This window comes from Amycolatopsis sp. NPDC050768, assembly GCF_040654155.1.
Taxonomy (GTDB): Bacteria; Actinomycetota; Actinomycetes; order Mycobacteriales; family Pseudonocardiaceae; genus Amycolatopsis.
Genome location: NZ_JBFAHL010000005.1, coordinates 258,739 through 280,055 on the forward strand (window position 1 = coordinate 258,739; position 21,317 = coordinate 280,055).

Here is a 21,317-nt window from a genome sequence, read left to right on the forward strand (position 1 = left end):
CGGGTCCGGCGACGGCCGCCGCGGCCCACTCTGAACGGATGACCTCTACGCCCAAGCTGAGCACGGCGTCGCGGACTCTCGCCCCAGGCGCCACCGAGACCACCACGGCACTCGTCGTGAACGGAGAACCGAGGGTGGTGGTCGCCGACTCGCGCGTCACGCTGCTCGACGCTCTGCGTGACCGGCTGGACCTCACGGGCACGAAGAAGGGCTGTGACCAGGGCGCGTGTGGCGCGTGCACGGTGCTCGCCGACGGGCACCGGGTGCTTTCGTGCCTGACGCTCGTCGCCCAATGCGAAGGCCGTGAGGTGACCACCATCGAGGGGCTCTCCCGCGACGGGCGCGCGCACCCGATGCAGGATGCGTTCGTCCGGCACGACGCATTCCAGTGCGGCTACTGCACACCCGGCCAGATCATGTCGGCCGTGGCACTGCTGGCCGAAGGCCGCGCGAAGACCGACGAGGACATCCGCGAGTTCATGAGCGGGAACCTCTGCCGCTGCGCCGCATACCCCAACATCGTGGCCGCGATCCGGGAAGTGGCGGACATCGGAGGTACCGATGCGCGCGTTTGAGTACGTCCGGACGTCCGAGGTAGGCGACGCGCTGGCGGCATCGGAGCGCGCCGGCGCCGCCTACCTCGCCGGAGGCACCACCCAGGTCGACCTGATGAAAGACGGAGTCCTCGCACCCGATCGACTGGTCGACATCACCCGGCTGCCGCTGCGCGGGGTCCTCGGCACCGGGCACTCGCTGCACGTCGGCGCACTGACCACAATGGAGGAGCTGGCCGCGGATCCGCTCGTCACGCACCGGCTGCCCGTGGTGCGCGAGGCGCTCCTGCTCGGAGCCTCCGTGCAGCTGCGGAACATGGCCACGATCGGCGGCAACCTCCTGCAGCGCACGCGCTGCCGCTACTTCCGCGACCCGGCGGTCGCCGCCTGCAACAAGCGTGCGCCGGGCTCCGGCTGCGCCGCCGTCGCCGGACCCGCCCGGATGCACGCCATCCTCGGCGTCAGCGAGCGGTGCATCGCCCTGCACGCGTCCGACCTCGCCGTGGCCCTGGTGGCGCTGGACGCCGTGGTGCACCTTGAGAGCGCCCGGGGAACGCGGACCGTGCCGCTTACGGAGTTCTACCTGGAGGCGGGCACGACGCCGAGCTCCGAAACCGTGCTGGCACACGGTGAGCTGATCACGGAGGTCGAGATCCCGCTGTTGCCGGAGACCATGCGCTCGGGCTACCTGAAGGTCCGGGACCGGGTGTCGTACGAGTTCGCCCTGGTCTCGGTGGCGGCAGCTCTCGAGATCGAGGACGGAGTCGTGAGCAAGGCGAGGATCGGCCTCGGCGGCGTCGGTTCGAAGCCCTGGCGGGCCCTGGCGGCCGAGGAGGTGCTGCGAGGCGCGCCGGCGACCGAGGCGAGCTACCGCGAGGCCGCGGACGCCGCGGTCACCGGGGCGTGGACCGTGCCGGGCACCGCGTTCAAGGTCGAGCTGGCCGAGCGGGCTCTGGTCCGGCAGCTCCAGACGGTATCGGAGATGTCCCGATGACCACCTTCCAGGCGCTGCCGTTCATCGGCGCCGGGCTCAACCGGGTCGACGGACCCCGCAAAGTCAGCGGTCAGGCGCCCTACTCGTCGGACTTCAGCGCGCCCGGACAAGTGCACGCCGTCCTCGTACGGAGCACCATCGCGGCGGGACGGATCACCGCGATCGACGCGGCCACCGCCGAAGCGGCACCCGGAGCGGTGAAGGTGTTCAGCCATCTGAACGCACCCTCGCTGGCGCGGGGGCCGATGACCCCACTGGGCTCGTCGCCGCCGGCTCCGCTGCAGGACGACCGCGTGCTGCACCACGGGCAGCACGTCGCGCTGGTCGTCGCGGAGACCCGCGAACAGGCCGATGCGGCCGCGGCCCTGGTGCGCGTCGAGTACGCGGCCGCCGAACCGGTCCTCGACCCGGAAGATCCTCGTGCGGTCATCGTCGACAACCCGTGGGGCCTGGACCGCGAGCGAGGTGACCTCGCGGCGGGTCTGGCCGCGGCGCACGTGACGGTCGAGGCCGAATACGCCACGTCGGACAACACCAACAACCCGCTGGGCCTGTTCGCCACGCTCGCCGAGTGGGAAGGCGATCGGCTCACGGTGCACGACTCGACGCAGTGGCCGTCGATGGTGCAGGAGACGCTCGCGGTGGTCTTCGGCCTGCCCGAGGAGTCGGTGCGGGTGCTCAGCCCGTTTGTCGGCGGCGGATTCGGTGCCGGTCTGCGGGCGTGGCCGCACGTGATCCTCGCCGCGATGGCGGCACGTGAACTGGGCCGGCCGGTGAAGCTCGTACTGACCCGGCCGCAGATGTTCACTTCGGTCGGCCACCGGCCCAAAGGCGTCCAGCGGGTGCGGCTCGGCGCGAGCGCCGACGGCCGTCTGCTGGCGCTGGAGCACCGCAGCCGCTCGCTGCTGGCCGTCGAGGACGACGACTACGAACCCTTCGCAGCGGGCTCGGCCGTGGCCTACGCCTGCCCGAACGTCCGCACGTGGGACCAGCAGGTGCGGGTGAACATCCCGGCGCCGGTGTCGATGCGGGCGCCGGCCGAGGCACAGGGGAACTTCGCGCTCGAATCCGCGATGGACGAACTGGCGCTGGCACTCCGCATGGACCCGGTGGACCTGCGGCTGCGCAACTACGCCGACACGCATCCCGCGCTGGGCCTGCCGTGGTCGGGCAAGGCATTGCGGGAGTGCTGCACCGTGGGCGCCGAGCGGTTCGGATGGTCCCGGCGCCCGGCCGAGCCGCGCACCCTGCGCGACGGGCACTGGCTGGTCGGCCAGGGCATGGCGGGCGTGAGCTACCCGTGGTACCAAGCGCCGTGCTCGGCACGAGCGACGGTGGCGGCCGACGGGCAGGCCACCGTCAGCAGCGCGGCCATCGACATCGGCACAGGTACCTACACGGTGATGACCCAGCTCTCGGCGGAGCTGCTCGGCTTACCACCGGAGCGAGTGCGTTTCGAGCTTGGCGACTCGGACCTGCCGAAGGCACCCCAGGCGGGCGGGTCCGGCCTCACCGGCGCGCTCGGCTCGGCCGTCCACGACGCATGTGCGCGGCTGCTCGGCGCGCTGCTCGACCTCGTGCGCGACGACGCCCGATCGCCATTGCGCGGCAGTGACCCCGCGGACGTGGTCGCCGCCGGCGGACGGCTCCGGCGGCGCGACGAGCCGGAGCGCGCCGAAACCTACACCGCCATCCTGGCCCGCCACAGACTGCCGGACCTCTCCGCCGAAGGGAGCAGCACCCCGGCCGATCCCCGTGACCTCGGCATGGCACCCGCGGGCGCGTTCGGAGCGCACTTCGCCGAGGTCCGGGTCGACGAGGACCTCGGCCTGGTCCGCGTGACGCGCGTGGTGTCGGTGATCGACGGTGGCCGCATTCTCAACGAGAAGACGTCCACCAGCCAGATCATCGGCGGCGTGATCGGCGGCATCGGCATGGCGCTGTTCGAGGACACGGTCACCGACCCGACCACCGGCCGCATCACGAACGCGACCTTCGGCGACTACCTCGTCCCCGTGCACGCGGACATCCCCGACATCGACGTCACCTTCGTCGGCGAGCCAGACCGCATGAACCCGATCGGGACCAAAGGGGTCGGCGAGGTCGGCTTGGTGGGCGTGGCTGCCGCGGTCGCCAACGCGGTGCACCACGCAACCGGGGTACGAGTGCGGTCCCTGCCGATCACCCTGGACGCATTGCTGTGACACACCGGGGGTGGGCCTCCCCTATCGGGATGCTCACCCTCGGCTCAGGCTGGGTGGATCGTGGAACCGGCCGGCCGTGGTGGGCATCGGCGACCAGCTTCACTGTCCTGCTCGACCGGCTGCTCAGCGGCCGGCGTACAGCGGTGCACCGTCACCCTGATTGAAGTCCCGACCGAGCGATGCCACCGACTCGGCTCGGTCTGCGCCTCGAACGCACCGATCGAGGCGCAGACGACGCTCGCGCGTGTAGTCCTCGGCCCGACGGAGCCCGCGTTGGTTCCCCTCAGCGGACGAATCCGGGAAGCAACCCGAGCGCAGGGACCACCGCTGCCGTGCACACCGTCATGGACACGACGTTGCCCACGAAGGGGTGGAACGCGTCCGGGAGCCTTCGTGAGGTGTACGCGGCGAGGGGCGGGGCGAGGATCGCGCCCAGGACGGCGCCACCCACGATGGCCGGGACGGTGGGGCCGTAGGTGAGCACTACGGCGGGTGCGACGGAGACCAGGGGGACAAAAGTCGGGTACCAGCCGTGTCGGGCCCACTGGCGGCGGTAGAGCAGGACGCCGAGCGTCGAGGTCAGCACCTGGGTGGTGAGCAGTGCCGGGAGCAGCGCGGTGCCGTGCGCCGGGGTCAGCGGGTTGAGCAGGTATGTGAGCAGCGTGCCGACGAGCAGGCCGGCCGAGCTGATTTCGTTGCCGTGGAACGGTGCTTCGGTGAAGTCGGCAAGTACGCGGCGGACGACCCACGCAGGTCCTTGGCGTGACGGATCGACCGGATCGGGTGCCGGTGTCGGCAGCTGTGGGAACCACGGCAGTATCCGGCACAGCGGGAACGCGAGCAGCGCACTGAGCCACATCCCACTGGCGGTGCCGATCGAGGTGGGCAGCCCCAGTGGGTAGCACACGAACCGGACCAGTCCGATCGCGATCGGCGTTGTCAGCATGACACCGAGGACCGCGCCGGTGAGGGCCACCCGCCAGCCCGGCCCGTAGATCAGCACGACCGCGGGCGGGATCGACACGAACGCGACGAACGTCGGCTGCCACGCGCCCGTGGCGGGGATCGTCCAGCCCCACGCGAGGTTCGACAGCAGCAGCCCGAGCAGCGCCGATCCGGTGAGCCACGGCCACAACCCGGTGCCGGCAGCGATCGGGAACCCGGCCCAGCGGCGCCGCCGGGTCGCCGCGACGTGGGCGATCCAGCCGCCGGCGAGCAGGCCGAGCCCGCCGAGATCGGTTTTGAACGACTGCGCCTCGGTCGTGTCGCCGAGGCACCAGCGCAGGAACGGGGGAATCCGGGCGTACGCCTGCTCCTGCCACACGTCGTAGCCGGGAAGCACGTGCGGCAGCGAGCTACCGGCCGCCGAGAGCAGGTGAGCGAGGCCGGCGGTCACGGCCACGAGCGCACCGCCGGCGAGCCAGCGGCCCAGAGCTCCGGGAGCGCGCCCGACGGGCGGTGCGGGGAGCGTGGTCATGTCGCAGGTGATCGGCGAACGGCCGAGAAACGTGGCACCGCTTTCCTTACCGACCCGGTTCGTTCCCCCGCGCTGATCTGCCCGACCCGAAGTCGGCGTGAAACCGGATCAACCTGGTTTCGCGTGATTCCGGTGTCTGTCCTTCGCGTTGTCGTCGACGAGTTTCCTGCTGGTTCGACGAGGGGGTCGGCCGACCGAGCAGGAAGCGTTGTCCTACCACGACTTCCGGGCGGACTCTGTCAGTCTGCCGGGAGTGGTGAGCTGTGCTGCAGAGCGAAAACCGACCGGGTTCCCACAGATCCGGACATCGGTTCGGCATGGGGAGCCAGGGATGCAACGCTTCGGACAACCCGGCGCTTCGGCAACCGCGCGCCGGGTTCGACGATTGCGAGGTCAGGTCAGTGCCCAGCTCGAGGAACGTGGTGTTCGTCATCTTCGACGGGGTGAAAAGCCTGGACGTGGCCGGGCCGGCAGAGGTCTTCGCCGAAGCGAACCTCTTCGGGGCGGACTACTCGCTGTCCTATGTGTCACCTTCGGGTGAGGCCGTGGCCACCTCGACCGGGTCGACCATGCCCGTCGACGGTCCCGCCGCCAGCGTGGCGCGCGCGGACACCGTCGTGGTCTGCGGCGGCGATGTCCTTGTCGGCGCCCCCATCGATCCCGAGCTCGTGGCTGCCATCCGGGTGCTTCGCGAGCGGACCCGCCGGCTCGTCTCCATTTGCACGGGATCCTTCGCCCTGGCCACCGCGGGCGCGTTGTCCGGGCGTCGGGCAACCACACATTGGCGCCACGCGCAGCTTTTCGCTCGTGCGTTCCCGGACGTCGACGTCCTCCCGGATGCTCTCTTCGTCGAGGACCGAGGTGTGTTCACGTCGGCGGGGGTGTCCGCCGGGATCGACCTCGCCCTGGCCTTGGTCGAGGCCGACAACGGCCCTGACCTCGCGCGTGCCGTTGCTCGAAACCTTGTCGTTTTCATGCAACGCCCCGGTGGCCAGTCGCAGTTCTCTGCCCCTCTGGAGATCAAGCCCGCGCGGACGCCGACGCTGCGAGACGTCGTCGATCTCATTTCCGCGGACCCCGGCCTGGATCACAGCGCCGGCCGGCTCGCCGACCGGGTCGGGGTGAGCGCTCGGCACCTCATCCGGCTCTTCCAGGCGGAGTTCGACATGACGCCCGCGAGATATGTCGAGAAAGTCAGGCTTGATCACGCGAAGTCGCTGCTGGATTCAGGACACAACGTCGAAGAGGCGGCGGCGGGCGCGGGATTCGGGAGCCCGGAGACGATGCGCCGCACCTTTGTGGCTCGATTAGGGCTCTCGCCGAGTCAGTATCGCGACCGGTTCAAGAGCACGGGCAGGCCATAGAATTCGTGCCGGTCATCCGGTCGAGAAATTCAGTGCCAAGCGAAGTGCCTTGCCCAGTGGTTTCGGAACGAGCAGCGACATTCGACCGCCGGGTAGTTCTTCGGCGTTTCGGCGAGCCAGTGCCGAAAGAGTGCGGTGGATGTCGTGGGACGGGTACAGGACATAGGCTTGACCTATGGCCCCGGGCGGCAGCTGCCACCTGCGGATACCGGCAAGATCGGCCATGGCACCGGCTTGGACGTAGTAGCCGATCGGGTCCGTGGACCTGTCGAGGCCGGGTGTCGCGTGCGCGACCACGGCATCGGCGGCTTCGAGGGCTCTGCGGCGCGGCGCGCCGGCGCGGTCGAAAACCTCGAGAACGGTGTCCGCAGATCGCCGCGTGAAATCCTCCCCGGGCACGCTGACGAGCATTCCCGAGTCGTGCAGCAGTGCCGTCACGAAGAGAAGTTCCGCATCGACCTCGGTCTGGTCCGCCTGGGCCAACGCTGTGCCGAGCAGCCAGGTTCGGTAGCCGTGGAAGAGAAGCGTGGTGCCTTGCTTCTTGGCCATCTCGACAGCGGTGCTCGCGACTTCGGTGTCGGGAACGTCCGGAAAGAGGCTTTCCGTCGAGTGTGGCCGGTTCATCGGCCACGTGATGAAACCACCGATCGTCTCCAGGAGGAATTTTCGCATGCCGGCGCGGACGGACGAACGCTCGGCGCGAGTCAGTACGCCGTTCGTTTCGCAGACCCAGTCGTAACTGGCCATCGCTGACGACGAAGTAACCGAGGTCGATCCACTTGCTGCGTCGCCGCTTGCGCACACGAGGGCTCCAGTGAGACGGGGGATTCCTGCTTCCAGTTTTGGTGATCGGCAAAGTCCCGGCCAGGCGGTGGGTGACCGGCATCCCACAAATTCGGACGCGACTGCGCCGAGTCGGCAAGGTGGTCCGATTCTGTCCGGATCTGTGGGATTTTCGTCAGGTTCTGCTCTTCAGTGCCGTACCTGGCTCGCAGACGCTGGTGCTGATCAACATCGACGCCACCACCGGAGGCACCGGACCTTGACCCGCGAACTGTTTACCGAAGAAGAACTCGTAGCGTTCAAGGCGGCTCAACGTCTCGCCTTCGACGCGACTGTCGCGATCGAAGCCGAATTGCACGAAGGGATCACCGAGCAGCAGGCGGCCGGGAAGCTCGAGCGCTGGCTTCGTGCGCGTGGCGTTTCCCACTTCTTCCACTACGGCTTCGTCTGGTTCGGCGACCGTACTCGGTTCCTGGACTTTCCGCCGCTTCCCCGTCGGGTGCGAGACCTCTTCGAGGCCAAAACCGTTCGTGGCAGTGGACATTATCGGCCGAGCGGTCGCCGGTTGACTCAGGGTGATGCGGTCATTCTCGATATCGGCCCCATCTATCGGCGTGGAGCCGCCGATATCGGGTACTCTTGCACACTCGGCGAGCCGACGGAAGAATTCCACGAAACCCGAATGGCACTCGCCGCCTTTCGTCCGATGATTCTGGAGATGGTGCGCAATGGCGATGCCCAGGCCAGGATCGACAAAGCGGTGGACGACTACACCCAAGATCACGGTTATGTGAACATCCACTCGATGTACCCCGGGTCCGCGATCGCGCACCGCGTCGGCCGAGTGCCCGGTCTGCGGTTGCCGACGTTCAACGTGAAGGGTTTCAGCCCGCAGACGGTCAGCTATCTGGCGGGCGACGTCGTTGGATCGGCCCTGCGCCTGGACGTTCGCTCCGCGCCCTTCTGGAAGCCGAGGTCCGACCGGCCGTGCGAGCCGGGTTTGTGGGCGTTCGAGCCGCACATCGGCCGCGGCGACGTCGGCGCGAAATGGGGCGAGGTTCTCGTGGTGACCGAGGACACCGCGTACTGGCTCGACGACGACCTGCCGCACGTTCGCTATTGGGCTGATCACGATGTTGTCCAGGACGCTTCCTGAGTGGTGACAGCGCCGCGCCGGCCTTGTCCGACCGGCCCGGTTTCCCGATATTCACAGTTCACCAGGAGAAATACCATGACCTTCGACGATTCTTCTTTGCCGCCGGTGCTGCCTGATGACGCCGCGTCCCTGGCTGCCGTGGTGGCGGGTTCGGTTCTGCTGCCGGGCGACGCGGGATACGACGACGAACGTGCCGTCTTCAACCTGAACCACGAGCTGGCGCCCGCGGTGATCGTGGTGGCCGAGAGCGCGGCCGATGTGCAGGCCGCGATCGCGTTCGCGGCGGGCGGGAACCGGCCGGTTCTGGTGAAGACCACCGGCCACCAGATGGTCGGCCCGGCACACGGCGCCGTCGTGATCGCGACGCATGGGATGAACGACGTGGTGATCGACGCCGTCAGCCACACGGCCCGGGTCGGCGCCGGGGCGTTGTGGGCCGAGGTCGTCGCGGAAGCGGCGAAGGTCGGACTGGCCCCGCTCAACGGGTCGAATCCCACGGTGGGAGTCTCCGGTTACACCCTCGGCGGCGGCCTCAGCCCGACGCTGGGCCGCTCCCACGGCTACGCTGCCGACCACGTGCGCTCGCTCGAGGTGGTGACCGCGGACGGCGAACTGCGCCACGTCGACCCCGAGTCCGAACCCGAACTGTTCTGGGCGCTGCGCGGCGGAAAGGGCAACTTCGCCGTGGTGACCGCGTTGGAGTTCGACTTGTTCCCGGTGCCCCGCCTCTACGGCGGCGCCCTCTACTTCCCCGGTGAGCGGATGGCCGACGTGCTGCAGGCCTGGGCCGACTGGCACCCGGGCACACCGGAGACCATGGTCTCGTCGTTCGCCGTGCTGCGGCTGCCACCGCTGCCCGAACTGCCCGAGCCGCTGCGCGGGGCGTTCTCGGTGTCTCTGCGGTTCGCGTACAACGGCACGGCCGAGGACGGCGAGCGCATGGTGGCTCCATTGCGGACAGTGGCTCCGGCGATCCTCGACACCGTGCGGGACATGCCGTACAGCGAGGTCGCGTCGATCCACAACGAGCCGACCGAGCCGTTGCCCTACTACGAGAGGGGCATCATGCTGCGAGAGTTCCCCGCGGAGGCACAGGAAAAGCTCATCGAACTCGTCGGCCCGGAATCCGACACCACCATGTGGATCGCCGAACTGCGTGCGCTGGGCGGGGCGTGGGACCGCGAGCCGGCAGTGCCCAACGCCGTGGCAACCAGGGGCCTGCCATACAGCCTGCTGGGCGTCGAGGTCGGTCCGCTGTCGCAGGAAAACCAGCTCAAGAAGTCGGTCGCCGCACTGCTCGAGGGCATGCGGCCCTGGCAAAGCGACCGGCGGCTGGTCAACAACCTCGCCCCCGAAGAGGCTTTCGACGCTGCCGCGATCTACGGACCGGAGCGCTACGAACGCCTCGCGGCCGTCAAGTCGACGTATGACCCGGGCAACATGTTCCGGGCAAACCACAACGTGGTGCCGGCGGACTGAACAGGCGTGCTGCGTGAGCACCTGTGCCCCTTGAGGTGACGGTCACTTCGTCCGGGCTGTCGCGCCCGACACACTCGGGCCCACTCTGCGGATGTCGTCCTATATTCAAATGTACGTACATTTGAGTGGGTCCCCGAGGGGAACCCCGACGCACAGCGCAGCCAGGAGGAGAGCAATGTCCACCGTGGACTCCACGCACTTCGATCTCGTCGTGATCGGATTCGGCAGAGGGGGCAAAACACTGGCCGCCGCGATGGGGCGGCGCGGCAAGCGTGTCGCCGTGATCGAGCGGTCGGCGCAGATGTACGGCGGTACCTGCCCCAACGTCGGGTGCGTGCCCACCAAGTCGCTGATCCACCACGCCGAAACCGGTACCGGCCACGGCGAAGCCGTCGGAAAGACGCGGAACCTGACCACGAGGCTGCGCGGCATCAACTTCTCCACCCTCGACTCGATCGACTCCGTCACGGTCCTCACCGGACGGGCCGCGTTCGTCGACCCCAAAACGGTGGAGGTCAGCGCCGGCGACGAACGCCTGACCGTGACCGGCGACACCATCATCATCAACACCGGGGCCGAGCCCGTCCTGCCCGCCATCCCCGGGTTCGCCGACAGCAACCGCGTTCACACGAGCACCGACCTCATCGGGCGAGACAACCTCCCGCGCAGGTTGGCCGTGCTCGGCGGTGGGCACGTGGGCATCGAGTTCGCGTCGATGTTCGCGCAGTTCGGCAGCGAGGTGACGGTGCTCGACCAGGCGCCGCGCATCCTGGGCCGCGAGGACGACGCCGTCGCCGCGGCCGCGGAACAGGTGCTGGCCGACACCCGAGTCCGGTTCGTTCTCGGCGCTCAGGTCACCCGGTTGTCCGAGACGGCCGAGGGCGCCCGACTCGACTATCGCCAGGGTGAAGACGGCAGCACAATCGTCGTCGACGCCGTGCTGGTCGCGGCCGGCCGCAAGCCCGCCACGGAAGGCCTGCGCTTGGACCTCGCGGGTGTGGCGACCACGGCCGGCGGTGCGGTCGAAGTGGACGATCGGCTGCGCACCAGCCAGCCCCACATCTTCGCGGTCGGCGACGTCAAGGGCGGACCGCAGTTCACCTACGTCTCCCTCGACGACAGCAGGATCGTCGCCGACCAGCTCGCCGGCCTCGGCACCCGATCCACTGCCGACCGCGTGCACATCCCCTACACGCTCTTCCTGACGCCCCCCTTGGCACGAGTGGGACTCACCGAACGGGAGGCGCGCGAGCAGGGGTACGCGGTGAAGGTGGCGGAAAAAGCGGTCGCGGACATCGTGGCGATGCCCAAAGCGAAGATCCTCGGAGAAACCCGGGGGCTGATGAAATTCGTGATCGACGCGAAGACGGACCAGATCCTCGGCGCCGCCTTGCTGAGCGTCGACGCGCAGGAGCTGATCAACCTGGTCACGCTGGCCATGCGGCACGGGGTGACCGCCGCGGATCTGCGCGACGGGATCTACACACACCCGTCGTCGACTGAAGCCTTCAACGAAGTGCTGGCCGCTACGCGGAGCTGACGCGGGCCCCTTCATCTTCTGCCTCGGTACTTGACCCATCGGACCAGCGGGGATGTACTGGTAGCGGCGATGGATCCCGCCGGGGCCACACGGCCCGAACCGCCGGATGCGACGGCTGATGGCTTCCTGGACGATGCGTGCTGCAGCGGACCGGGAGGACGTCATGACGACAACCAATCACTTTCTGCGATTGTCGATCTTCCTTGGCGATGGGGACACCTGGCACCACCGGCCACTGGACGTCGAGATCGTGTTCCGCGCGCGCCGGGCGGGCTTGGCCGGGGCGAGCGTGTTTCGCGGGATCGCCGGTTACGGCGCGAACTTGCGCATCCACACGCAACGTCGGCTGCCGCTCGGCGCAGACCTGCCGTTGCTGATCGTCATCGTCGACTCGCCCGAGAAGATCCGGGAGTTCCTGCCACAGCTGGATGACCTCGAGCTCACCGCGCCGGTGGTGATCGACGAGCTCGAGTCCCATCCCTTCACGGTCCAGCGGTGGCCACCCACTCGAGAGGGAGTGCGATGACGATGCAGCTCACGGGAACCGCGTTGCGCATGACGATCCTCATCGGCGAAGACGACCTCTGGCAGCACACACCGCTGCACCGCGAGATCCTCGACCGCGCACGCAAGGCCGGCCTCGCCGGGGCCACGGTGCTGCGCGGCTGCGAAGGGTACGGCCTGCACCGCATGATCCACACGACACGGCTACTGAGCATGGCCGATCACATGCCCATCCTCGTCCTGCTCATCGACCGGCCAGACAAGATCCGGGCGTTCCTGCCCCAACTGCGGGAGGTGATCAGCAACGGCACCGTCCTCCTCGACGAGGTCGACGTCATGACGATGGGGTGGTCCACGCTGGGCCCGGCGACCGGATCGCTCACCGAACACTGACGACCGCGCCCGTCCCACTCCGGAAAGCGTGCCCTCGTCGGCTAGGAGATCTTGCGGCGGTAGGTCAAGACAGCGAAGAAGTAAGCCACGACAAGGATGCCGACGCACCAGGCCAGCGCGATCCAGATGCCGCTGCCGACCGGTTGCCCGGTGAACAGGTCGCGGATGGCGTTGACGATCGACGTGACCGGCTGGTGCTCGGCGAAGGCCCGCACCGGGCCGGGCATGGTGTCGGTGGGCACGAAGGCCGAGCTGATGAACGGCAGGAAGATGAGCGGGTAGGCGAACGCGCTCGCGCCGTCCGCGGATTTCGCGGAGAGGCCGGGGATCACGGCGATCCAGGTCAACGCCAAGGTGAACAGGATCAGCATGCCGGCGATCGCGAGCCACGACAGCACGCCCGCTCCCGAACGGAAGCCCATGACGAGGGCGACGAGCACAACGACCACGACCGAGATCAGGTTGGCGACCAGCGAGGTCAGCACGTGCGCCCACAACACGGACGAGCGGGCGATCGGCATGGACTGGAAGCGTTCGAAGATGCCGCTCTTCATGTCCAGGAAGAGCCGGAACGCGGTGTAGGAGATGCCCGACGCGATCGTGATGAGCAGAATGCCGGGCAGCAGGTAGTTCACGTACGAACCCGACCCGGCCTTGATCGCGCCGCCGAACACGTAGACGAACAGCAGCAGGAAGGCGATCGGCATGATCGTGGTCGTGATGATGGTGTCCACGCTGCGCGTGATGTGGTGCAGCGACCGTCCCAGCAGGACAGTGGTGTCGCCTAGGAAGTGTTTGGTCACCGTCGTTCCTCACTGATCCGGGCCGACGCCGCGACGTCCGCGGTGCCGTTGTGACCGACGATCGCGAAGAAGACGTCCTCGAGGGTCGGCTGCTTTTCGACGTATTCGACCTTGGCGGGCGGGAGCAGCTGCTTCAGCTCGGTGAGCGTGCCGTTCACGATGATCCGGCCCTCGTGCAGGATCGCGATCCGGTCGGCGAGTTGTTCGGCTTCGTCCAGGTACTGCGTGGTGAGCAGCACGGTCGTCCCGTGCTCGGCGAGAGTCTTGATGGCCTGCCACACCTCGATGCGGGCCTGCGGGTCGAGCCCGGTCGTCGGCTCGTCGAGGAAGATGACCTCCGGATTCCCGATGAGGCTCATCGCGATGTCGAGACGGCGGCGCATGCCACCCGAATACGTCGACACCTTCCGCGGTGCCGCGTCGGTCAGCGAGAACCGCCGGAGCAGGTCGTCGGCGATCCCACCCGGGTTCTTGAGGTGCCGCAACCGGGCGACCAGAACGAGGTTCTCGCGCCCGCTGAGGATCTCGTCGACAGCCGCGAACTGCCCGGTGAGGCTGATGGAGTCCCGCACGTTCGCCGCCTGCGTGGCGACGTCGAAGCCGTTGACGCCGGCGGTCCCCGCGTCGGCCTTGAGCAACGTGGAGAGGATCTTCACGATCGTGGTCTTGCCCGCCCCGTTGGAGCCGAGCAGGGCGAAGATGCTGCCGCGCGTCACGTCGAAGTCGACTCCGCGCAGCACCTCCAGGCTCTTGTAGGACTTCTTCAGGCCCTGCACGCGAATCGCGGGCCTGTGCACCTGATCGACTGTCATCGCGGTGTCCGTTCTGTCAGATCCACGGTGGGATAAGGATTTCGTGGCGGTAGCGGCCACGATCCCCCACGGGACTGACATCCGGCTGACACGACTCTGACACTGATGAAGCCCAGCGCTCACCGGCCGGCGGGCCGGTGTCCGGGTTCAGCAGCAGTGTTCGCCGCGCCAGGCTTCGCGGCCTTCCTTGACCGCGACCGCGGCGATGACGAGGGCGACGACGGGGTCGGCCCAGGACCAGCCGAACAACGAGTTGAGCAGCAGCCCGACCAGCAGGACGCCGGACAGGTAGGTGCACAGCAGGGTCTGTTTGGAGTCGGCCACGGCGCTGGCGGAACCGAGTTCGCGGCCGGCGCGGCGCTGGGCGTAGGACAGGAACGGCATCACCAGCAGCGACACCGCCGCCAGCACGATGCCCACCGTCGAGTGCTCCGCCGGCTCCGCGCCGAACAGGCCGCGGATCGACTCGACGCTCACGTAGGCGGCCAGCGCGAAGAACGACACCGCGATCACCTTCAAGGCGGTGCGCTCGCGGGCTTCCGGATCGCGGCCGGAGAACTGCCACGCCACCGCCGCGGCAGAGGCGACCTCGATGACCGAGTCCAGTCCGAACCCGATCAGGGCCGTCGAGGAAGCGAGCGACCCCGCGGAGATCGCCACCACGGCCTCGACGACGTTGTAGGAGATCGTGGCACCGACCAGCAGCCGCACCCGGCGGGACAGCACAGCGCGGCGCTCGGTGGGAACCGCGGTCGTCGGCTGGGGTGCCGGCGCGCAGCAGCCGTCCGTGCAGCCGTCCGTTTCGGGCGTGGCCAGTGGCAGGTTCAGGCGCTCGTGGGCTTCGCTCATCGGGCCGCCTTCACGCTCGCGGACGACGCCGTGGGCGCGACCTCGTTCAGGCACGCCTCGTCGGTGTCCACCGCCAGCACCAAGTGCACCAGCTCGCTCAACGCTTTCGCCAGGTGCGCGTCCGCCAGCTCGTACCGCACCTGGCGCCCCTCGTAGGTCGCGATCACGAGGCCACAGCCGCGCAGGCACGCGAGATGGTTCGACACGTTCGAACGGCTCAGGCCCAGCTGCTCGGCCAGCTGCCCGGGATACCGAACCCCGTCCAGCAGCGTCACCAGGATCCGGCACCGCGTCGGGTCGGCCAGCGCCTTGCCCAACCGGGCCAGCGCCGCACCCCGCGTTTCGCACGTCAGCATGCGCCGAACAGTACAGCGATCACTGATATAACAGCAAGGGCTGAACAGTTCCGTGGATGCCGGCGCTCAGTGCTCGGCGCCGAGGCGGAACCGCATCCGGCAGACCACCACGTCGGTGTGCCGCCGGAGTGCCCGCGCGAGCACGGCCCCGCGCCGGTTCTGCAGGATCCGCTGCCACGGGCGCGCGGGCTCGACCTCGGCGATCAGGACGAACACGTGGCCGCCGCCGTGCGAACGCAGGTGCTCGACAAGCGGCGCACCCAGGCGGCGGCGCTCGTCGTGGACCTGGACGAGCGCCACCCCCGGATGCCAGCGCTCCCACTCCTCGACGAACGCGCTCGCCGCGCCCTCGTCTTCCGGATGGACGACGTGCACGGCTTCGACGCGCTCACCCAGGGACAGGGCCGCGGCGAGCGCGTCACGGGTCAGCCGCGACACCGTGTGTACCGGAACGACGACGAGCGACCGGTCGGGCCGGGGCGGCGCCGGGGTCCGGCCCAGTTCGAGGCGCTCGCCGATCCGGCGGTAGCTGCGGTTGACCCATTCCATCGCGGCCACCAGCAACGGCAGCGCGACGACGATCAGCCAGCCGCCTTCCCCGAACTTCGTCGCGGCCACCACGATCGCGGCGACGCCGGTGAGCAGTGCCCCGAACCCGTTGAGCGCGGCTTTTCCGCGCCACCCCCGCGGACGCTCGCCCAGCCAGTGCCGCACCATGCCGGTCTGCGACAGGGTGAAGCCGACGAACACCCCGATCGCGAAGAGCGGCACCAGCGTGTTCATGTCGCCGTCCGCGACGATCAGCAGGAGCGCCGAGGTGATCGCCAGGAAACCGACGCCGTAGCGGTACACCCGCCGTTCGGCGCGCAGCGCGAACACGTGGGGCAGGTTGTTGTGTTTCGCCAGCAGCTGGGCCAGCACCGGCAGGCCGCCGAACGACGTGTTGGCCGCGAGCGCGAGCAGCACCACCGTGGAGAACTGCACCACGTAGTAGCCGAACCCGTCGCCGAGGGAAGCGGTGGTCACCTGCGAAAGCACGGTGACGCCGTCGACCGGGCGGATCGAGAACTTCCCGATCAACACGGCGATGCCGATCAGCATCACCCCGAGCAGCCCGCCCAGCGCGACCTCGGCCCGCTGCGCCCGGCGCACGCGCGGTTTCCGGAACGACGGGACCGCGTTCGCGATCGCCTCGACACCGGTCAGTGCGGCACAGCCGTTGGCGAAAGCCTTGAGCAGCAGGAGGATTCCCACCGTCTGCAGACTCGCGGCGTGCCCGGGAGCCACGATGGCCGCCGCCGGCTCCGTGCGGATCAGCCCGACCACCACGACCGTCAGGATCGCCCCGACGAAGACGGCCGTCGGCGCGATGAACACCCGCGCGCTCTCGGCGATGCCGCGCAGGTTCACCACCGTCACCACGGCCAGCGCCGCGAGGCACAGCCACAACGTGTAAGGCAGCAGCACGGGAAACGCCGACGTCAAGGCCGCGACCCCCGCCGCGACCGACACCGCGACGTTCAGCACGTAGTCCACGATCAGCGACGCCGCGGCCACCAGCGACGCCCGCCGGCCGAGGTGAGCGCGGCTGACCCCGTAGGCCCCGCCGCCGTCCGGGAACGCGGCGATCACCTGCCGATACGACAGCGTCAGCACGCCCAGCAACCCAGCGATCGCGAACGTGACCGGCAAGGTGAACCCCAGCCCGCTCCCACCCGCCACGGCGAGCACGATCACGATGGCTTCCGGCCCGTACGCCACCGACGCCATCGCGTCCAGCGACAACGCGGCCAGCCCCCCGACCACGGAAAGCCGGTGCCGATCACCGCGGCCGGTGGACGCGCCGGCCTCGCGGCGCGCAACAGTAGTGGTCACGAGGCACAGGATGAGGTTCAGACCATCGGGATTTCCCGGCGTTGACGATTTCTTGATGACGGCCGGGAAAATCCGCCCCTGCACGGTGAGGAGGAGCCGCTCCGGACCGGACACCAAGAACGCCGTCGGACCCGTTGGGGCACAACGGTTCAGCGCTGCGCCGGGAGGATCCGGTCAAGTGCCCGCAGCGCCGGCTCGAGGTGCTCCTCGGAGTACCAGAGCGGCAGGCTCAGGTAGGTGCCCAGACCACCGAACGGCGAGAAGTGCTCGAACCCGGTCAGCGCGCGGACACCGCCGGATCTGAGTGCGCTCCCGATCGCCCCCGCGTCCGCGCCGGTGTCCACCCACAGGCCGGTTCCGCCCGAGGGCTCCGTCCACCGCCAGTCCGGCCGGACGCGCGTCAGGACGCGCCGCGCGATCTCGTAGCCGCCGCGCAGGTCGGCGGTCCGCAAGGCCCGCAGGTCGGGGAGCCGCTGCAGCAGATCGACGGCGACGAGCTGGTCGAGCACCGACGACGTGAGGTCGATCGACCGTTTCAGCTCCGTCAGCCGCTCGATGACGGGGACACTCCCCCGGATCCAGCCGACTCGCAGACCACCCCACGTCAGCTTCGACAGCGTGCTGACGGTGAGGTGCTGGTCCGGCGGCAGCAGGGCGGCGAGCCCGGGTCGGCGTTCGTCGGCGAACAGCAGCTCGGCCGAAGAGGCGTCCTCGACGCAGAAGGTGTGGTGGACGTCCAGGATCCGGGCGAACGTGCGCAGCGACCGCGCGTCCATCGTGAGCCCCGTGGGGTCGTGCACGACCGGCTGGCAGTAGACGAGCCGTGGTCGCCGGCGCGTGACGAGCTGTTCGAGCAGGTCGAGCCGCAGCGCCGAGCCGGCGAACGGGACCGGCAGCAGCCGGGTCCCCGCCCGCCGCAGCACGTCGAGCGTCCGGCGGCTCGTGGGGTCCTCGACCACGACCTCGTCGACGGGCCCGATCAGCAGCTGCGCCACGAGCCAGGTGGCCTGCTGGGCGCCGCCGGTGATGAGGATGTTCTCCCGCGTCGTCGGTGTGCCGAGGTTCGCGTAGTACGCGGCGACCGCGTCGCGCAGCTCCGGAAGACCGGCCGGGAAGAACCCGCCGGCCGCGACGTGGCCCATGAGCCGGCGCCGGTCGATGCCCGCGATCGCGTCGGCCACGGTCGGCAGCCCCGGCAGCGCTCCGCGGGCGATGTCGTAGGACGCCAGTGCGTCCGGGCCGAGGACCGGCGCGGCGCCCTGGTCGGCACCGATCGCGCCGAAGCCCTTCCGGCGCACCCGGCACCCGGAGCGCTGGAAAGACTCGACGACATCGGCGGCCACCAGTGCTTCATAGGCCTCGGTGACCGTGCTGCGGGAGACGCCGAGCGCCTCGGCCAGCTTGCGCTGCGAGGGCAGCAGCGCCCCGTCGGCCAGGTGGCTGTCGGTGATCAGCTGGCTGATCCCCAGGGCGAGCGCGCGCGCCAAACCACGGTCGTTGCTCGGCCAGTCGCCGAGCATCCGCGCGAGCCGCGCGGGCTCGACCCGCCCTTCCGACGGTGGCATCCGGTCCTCCTCCCGGCCCGACGGTACCTACTGGTCGATCACGGACCCGTCGATGCTCAGGCGCGCCTTGACCGGCCGTGGCACGTACGGCACGCGCTCGGTCACGTCCGGACGCAGTTTCACCCCGATCCCCGGGCTCGCGTCGACCAGGAGGAACCCACGGCCGTCGTACTCGGGCTGACCCGTCACGATCTCGCCGCCGTCCGGCCGGTCGGCCAGCAGCGAATGCCAGGTGCGGCCCGGGTACTCGAGCAGGGCGAAGTTGGGGATCGCCGCCGCGATCTGCAGCGACGCGGCCGTGAGCACGGGGCTGAGTGGGTTGTGCGGCACGACCCCGACGTGTTGCGCTTCGGCGAGCGCGGCGATCTTCTTCGCTCCCGTGATGCCGCCGACCATGCCGACGTTCGGCCGCACGAACTGCACCGCCGAGCGGCGCAGGAGCATGGCGAACTCCCAGATCGAGGTGAGCCGCTCCCCCGTCGCGATCGGCACGTCGACCCGGCTCGCGACGTACTCCATCTCGTCGAAGTTGTCCGGCGTCACCGGGTCTTCGAGGAACTGCGGGCGGAACTCGGCGATGCCCAGTCCGAGCTGCACCGCCTCGGCCGGGGTGAGGCGCCGGTGGATCTCGATGCACAGGTCGACGTCGTCACCGACGGCGTCGCGGTAGGCGCCGACGGCCTCGATCGCGTGGCCGATCTTCGCCGCGTGGGTCTCGAAGTACGGCACGGAGCGGTCTTCGTCGAGGAACGGCGTCAGGTGCCCGACGGCCGTGAACCCCTGCTCCTTGGCCGCCTTCACGCCGGCGACGAGCTCTTGGCGGGTCGTACCGACCACGTGCTGGTACACCCGCGCGCGCTCACGGACGGGGCCGCCGAGCAGCGCGTGGACCGAGGCGTCGCGGTACTGGCCGGCCAGGTCCCACAGGGCGATGTCGATCGCGCTGAGCGCACCCATGATGTCGGCGCCGCGGAAGTGGAAGGCGCGGTAGAGGTACTGCCAGTGGTGCTCGATCCGCAGCGGGTCCTCGCCGAGCAGGTACTCGCCGAACTTCACCACCGCGGCGGCGGCGGACTCGTGGAAGCCCCACGCCCCCGACTCGCCGAGCCCGACGAGGCCTTCGTCGGTGTGGACCTGGACGAAGAGGTAGCGGTCGACCAGGATCGGCTCGACCTTCGTGATCTTCATCAGGCGGCACCGTCTTTCGCGTAGGCCGGCGCGGCAGTCGCGTCGGGATCGTTCGCAGCCGCGACCGCGGGCTTGGACAGGGAGATGCAGACGAAGCTGATCGCGCCGAGCACGACCATCAGCAACGCCACGGGCCAATAGGAACCACCCGCCAGATTCACCAGGCTCAGCCCGGCCACGGGGATCAGGCCACCGACCGCCGACACCGACTCACGGGCCAGGGACACGCCGCTCACCCGGATCCGCGGCTCGAACATCTCGGTCAGGTAGGCCGCCTGCCCGGCGTTGTTCAGCTCCTTCCCGACCGACGTGCCGAGGATGAGCGCGAGCCAGATGACCACGGGCTGCCCGGTGTCGACGAGCCAGTAGAACGGGAACGCGAGCACCATCGCGAACGCGGCCGCGGTCAGGTAGACCCGTTTGGTGCCCAGCCGGTCCGTGAGGTGGCCGAACAGCGCCACGGACCCGATGCCGAGGGCGGACGCGATGAGCAGGCCGGTCAGCACCGTCTGCTGCGCGACGCCGACTTGCTTGACCGCGTAGACCGTGACGAAAACCGTGTAGAGGTAGCCGAGCGGCGGGTCCATCAGCCGCGCGCCGGCGGCGAGGAGCACCTGCTTCGGTGCCGTGCGCAACAGTTCCGCCATCGGGACGCGGGGCTGCTCGCCGGTGCCCTTGACCCGCTGGAACTCGGGCGTTTCCTGCACCCGCAGCCGCAGGAACAGACCGACCGCCACGGGCACGATCCCGACCAGGAACGGGATTCGCCAGCCCCACGAGAGCAGCTGGTTCTCCGGCAGGGTGCCGATCACCGCGAAGGCGGCCGTCGAGAGCAGCATCCCGATCTCGGCGCCGACCTGCGCGGTCGACGCGAACAGGCCCCGTTTCCCGGGAGGCGCGTACTCGGCACTCATCACCACCGCGCCGCCGAACTCGGCGCCCGCGCCGAAGCCCTGGCACAGCCGCAGGAACACGAGCAGGATCGGCGCCCAGACGCCAATACTGCCGTAGGTCGGCAACGCGCCGATCAACGTCGTCGCGATGCCCATCAGCACGAGGGTGGTGATCATCACGGCCTTGCGGCCGTGGCGGTCGCCGAGGTTGCCCAGCACCACACCGCCGAGCGGCCGCGCCACGAACCCGACGGCGAAGGTGGCCACCGACGCGATCGTGCCGACCTCCGAACCGAGGTCCGGGAAGAACAACTTGTTCAGCACCAACGCCGACGCGAGCCCGTAGAGAGCGTAGTCGTACCACTCGAGAGCGCTGCCGATGATGCTGGCGGCCACGACTCGACGCCGCATCGGCGACTTCCCGCCGTCGACCGGGTCCGGCTCAGCCGGTGTTCGTCGCGCATCCATTCATGTCATCCTCTCCATTAAGGACTGATGCGGGCACGACGGATCCACGATCTCGCGCCG

The 21,317-nt window shown here is 69.3% G+C and carries 19 protein-coding genes; 9 read left to right on the forward strand and 10 right to left on the reverse strand.

Translation table 11 applies throughout. From position 1 onward, the window contains the following. Nucleotides 1-38: 38 nt before the first annotated feature. The 3 genes from AB0H62_RS17290 to AB0H62_RS17300 are packed head-to-tail and all read left to right on the forward strand — an operon-like array spanning nt 39 to nt 3,752. Complete coding sequence (locus tag AB0H62_RS17290) at nt 39-575, forward strand: (2Fe-2S)-binding protein (RefSeq protein WP_220241693.1); 537 nt, start codon at nt 39-41, stop codon at nt 573-575. Further along, nucleotides 562-1,548, forward strand: a complete 987-nt coding sequence (locus tag AB0H62_RS17295; RefSeq protein ID WP_220241694.1) for a xanthine dehydrogenase family protein subunit M — start codon at nt 562-564, stop codon at nt 1,546-1,548. The genes AB0H62_RS17290 and AB0H62_RS17295 overlap by 14 nt, the downstream gene beginning before the upstream one ends. Further along, entirely contained in the window at nt 1,545-3,752 is a 2,208-nt protein-coding gene (locus tag AB0H62_RS17300) for a xanthine dehydrogenase family protein molybdopterin-binding subunit (protein WP_360586825.1), read from the forward strand. Before AB0H62_RS17295 ends, AB0H62_RS17300 begins: the two co-directional genes overlap by 4 nt. A 283-nt stretch (nt 3,753-4,035) precedes the next feature. Here the strand turns inward: AB0H62_RS17300 and AB0H62_RS17305 are convergent, their stop codons facing one another. Further along, nucleotides 4,036-5,229, reverse strand: coding sequence for a hypothetical protein (locus AB0H62_RS17305; protein ID WP_360586827.1), 1,194 nt, complete (start codon nt 5,227-5,229; stop codon nt 4,036-4,038). Between the two features lie 422 nt (nt 5,230-5,651). On the opposite strand from AB0H62_RS17305, the gene AB0H62_RS17310 reads away from it, so the two are divergent. Then, nucleotides 5,652-6,593, forward strand: coding sequence for a GlxA family transcriptional regulator (locus AB0H62_RS17310; protein WP_360586829.1), 942 nt, complete (start codon nt 5,652-5,654; stop codon nt 6,591-6,593). Nucleotides 6,594-6,605: 12 nt separating this feature from the next. Here the strand turns inward: AB0H62_RS17310 and AB0H62_RS17315 are convergent, their stop codons facing one another. After that, a complete protein-coding gene (locus AB0H62_RS17315) occupies nt 6,606-7,340 on the reverse strand; it encodes a hypothetical protein (RefSeq protein WP_220241698.1) in 735 nt (244 codons plus the stop codon). A 295-nt stretch (nt 7,341-7,635) separates the two neighbouring features. Between AB0H62_RS17315 and AB0H62_RS17320 the strand changes: the two genes are divergently transcribed. The 5 genes from AB0H62_RS17320 (at nt 7,636) to AB0H62_RS17340 (ending at nt 12,448) form a co-directional block, all read left to right on the forward strand. Next, nucleotides 7,636-8,532 (forward strand): M24 family metallopeptidase, encoded by an 897-nt coding sequence (locus tag AB0H62_RS17320; RefSeq protein ID WP_360586831.1) that lies wholly within the window; start codon nt 7,636-7,638, stop codon nt 8,530-8,532. Nucleotides 8,533-8,607: 75 nt separating this feature from the next. Next, nucleotides 8,608-10,011: an FAD-binding oxidoreductase gene (locus tag AB0H62_RS17325; protein WP_360586833.1), complete on the forward strand. Its 1,404-nt coding sequence runs from the start codon at nt 8,608-8,610 to the stop codon at nt 10,009-10,011. A 175-nt stretch (nt 10,012-10,186) separates the two neighbouring features. After that, nucleotides 10,187-11,551, forward strand: coding sequence for an FAD-dependent oxidoreductase (locus tag AB0H62_RS17330; protein WP_220241701.1), 1,365 nt, complete (start codon nt 10,187-10,189; stop codon nt 11,549-11,551). Between the two features lie 163 nt (nt 11,552-11,714). Beyond that, nucleotides 11,715-12,077 (forward strand): DUF190 domain-containing protein, encoded by a 363-nt coding sequence (locus AB0H62_RS17335; protein WP_220247825.1) that lies wholly within the window; start codon nt 11,715-11,717, stop codon nt 12,075-12,077. Next, a complete protein-coding gene (locus tag AB0H62_RS17340) occupies nt 12,074-12,448 on the forward strand; it encodes a DUF190 domain-containing protein (RefSeq protein ID WP_354868271.1) in 375 nt (124 codons plus the stop codon). Before AB0H62_RS17335 ends, AB0H62_RS17340 begins: the two co-directional genes overlap by 4 nt. A gap of 41 nt (nt 12,449-12,489) precedes the next feature. Here AB0H62_RS17340 and AB0H62_RS17345 read toward each other — a convergent pair whose 3' ends face one another. The 8 genes from AB0H62_RS17345 to AB0H62_RS17380 form a co-directional block, all read right to left on the reverse strand. Continuing rightward, nucleotides 12,490-13,251 carry an ABC transporter permease gene (locus AB0H62_RS17345; RefSeq protein ID WP_360586835.1) on the reverse strand — a complete coding sequence of 254 codons (762 nt, stop codon included), beginning with the start codon at nt 13,249-13,251 and terminating at the stop codon, nt 12,490-12,492. Next, nucleotides 13,248-14,063 (reverse strand): ATP-binding cassette domain-containing protein, encoded by an 816-nt coding sequence (locus AB0H62_RS17350; RefSeq protein WP_360586837.1) that lies wholly within the window; start codon nt 14,061-14,063, stop codon nt 13,248-13,250. Before AB0H62_RS17350 ends, AB0H62_RS17345 begins: the two co-directional genes overlap by 4 nt. Before the next feature lie 147 nt (nt 14,064-14,210). After that, nucleotides 14,211-14,912, reverse strand: a complete 702-nt coding sequence (locus AB0H62_RS17355) for a cation transporter (protein ID WP_360586838.1) — start codon at nt 14,910-14,912, stop codon at nt 14,211-14,213. Next, nucleotides 14,909-15,268, reverse strand: coding sequence for a metalloregulator ArsR/SmtB family transcription factor (locus AB0H62_RS17360; protein WP_360586840.1), 360 nt, complete (start codon nt 15,266-15,268; stop codon nt 14,909-14,911). Before AB0H62_RS17360 ends, AB0H62_RS17355 begins: the two co-directional genes overlap by 4 nt. Nucleotides 15,269-15,334: 66 nt before the next feature. After that, nucleotides 15,335-17,143: an APC family permease gene (locus tag AB0H62_RS17365; RefSeq protein WP_360586843.1), complete on the reverse strand. Its 1,809-nt coding sequence runs from the start codon at nt 17,141-17,143 to the stop codon at nt 15,335-15,337. 149 nt (nt 17,144-17,292) lie between these two features. Next, nucleotides 17,293-18,708 (reverse strand): PLP-dependent aminotransferase family protein, encoded by a 1,416-nt coding sequence (locus tag AB0H62_RS17370; RefSeq protein WP_360586845.1) that lies wholly within the window; start codon nt 18,706-18,708, stop codon nt 17,293-17,295. Nucleotides 18,709-18,735: 27 nt separating this feature from the next. Beyond that, entirely contained in the window at nt 18,736-19,896 is a 1,161-nt protein-coding gene (locus AB0H62_RS17375; RefSeq protein WP_360586847.1) for a mandelate racemase/muconate lactonizing enzyme family protein, read from the reverse strand. After that, a complete protein-coding gene (locus tag AB0H62_RS17380; RefSeq protein WP_360586849.1) occupies nt 19,896-21,257 on the reverse strand; it encodes an MFS transporter in 1,362 nt (453 codons plus the stop codon). The genes AB0H62_RS17375 and AB0H62_RS17380 overlap by 1 nt, the downstream gene beginning before the upstream one ends. Between the last annotated feature and the right edge of the window lie 60 nt (nt 21,258-21,317).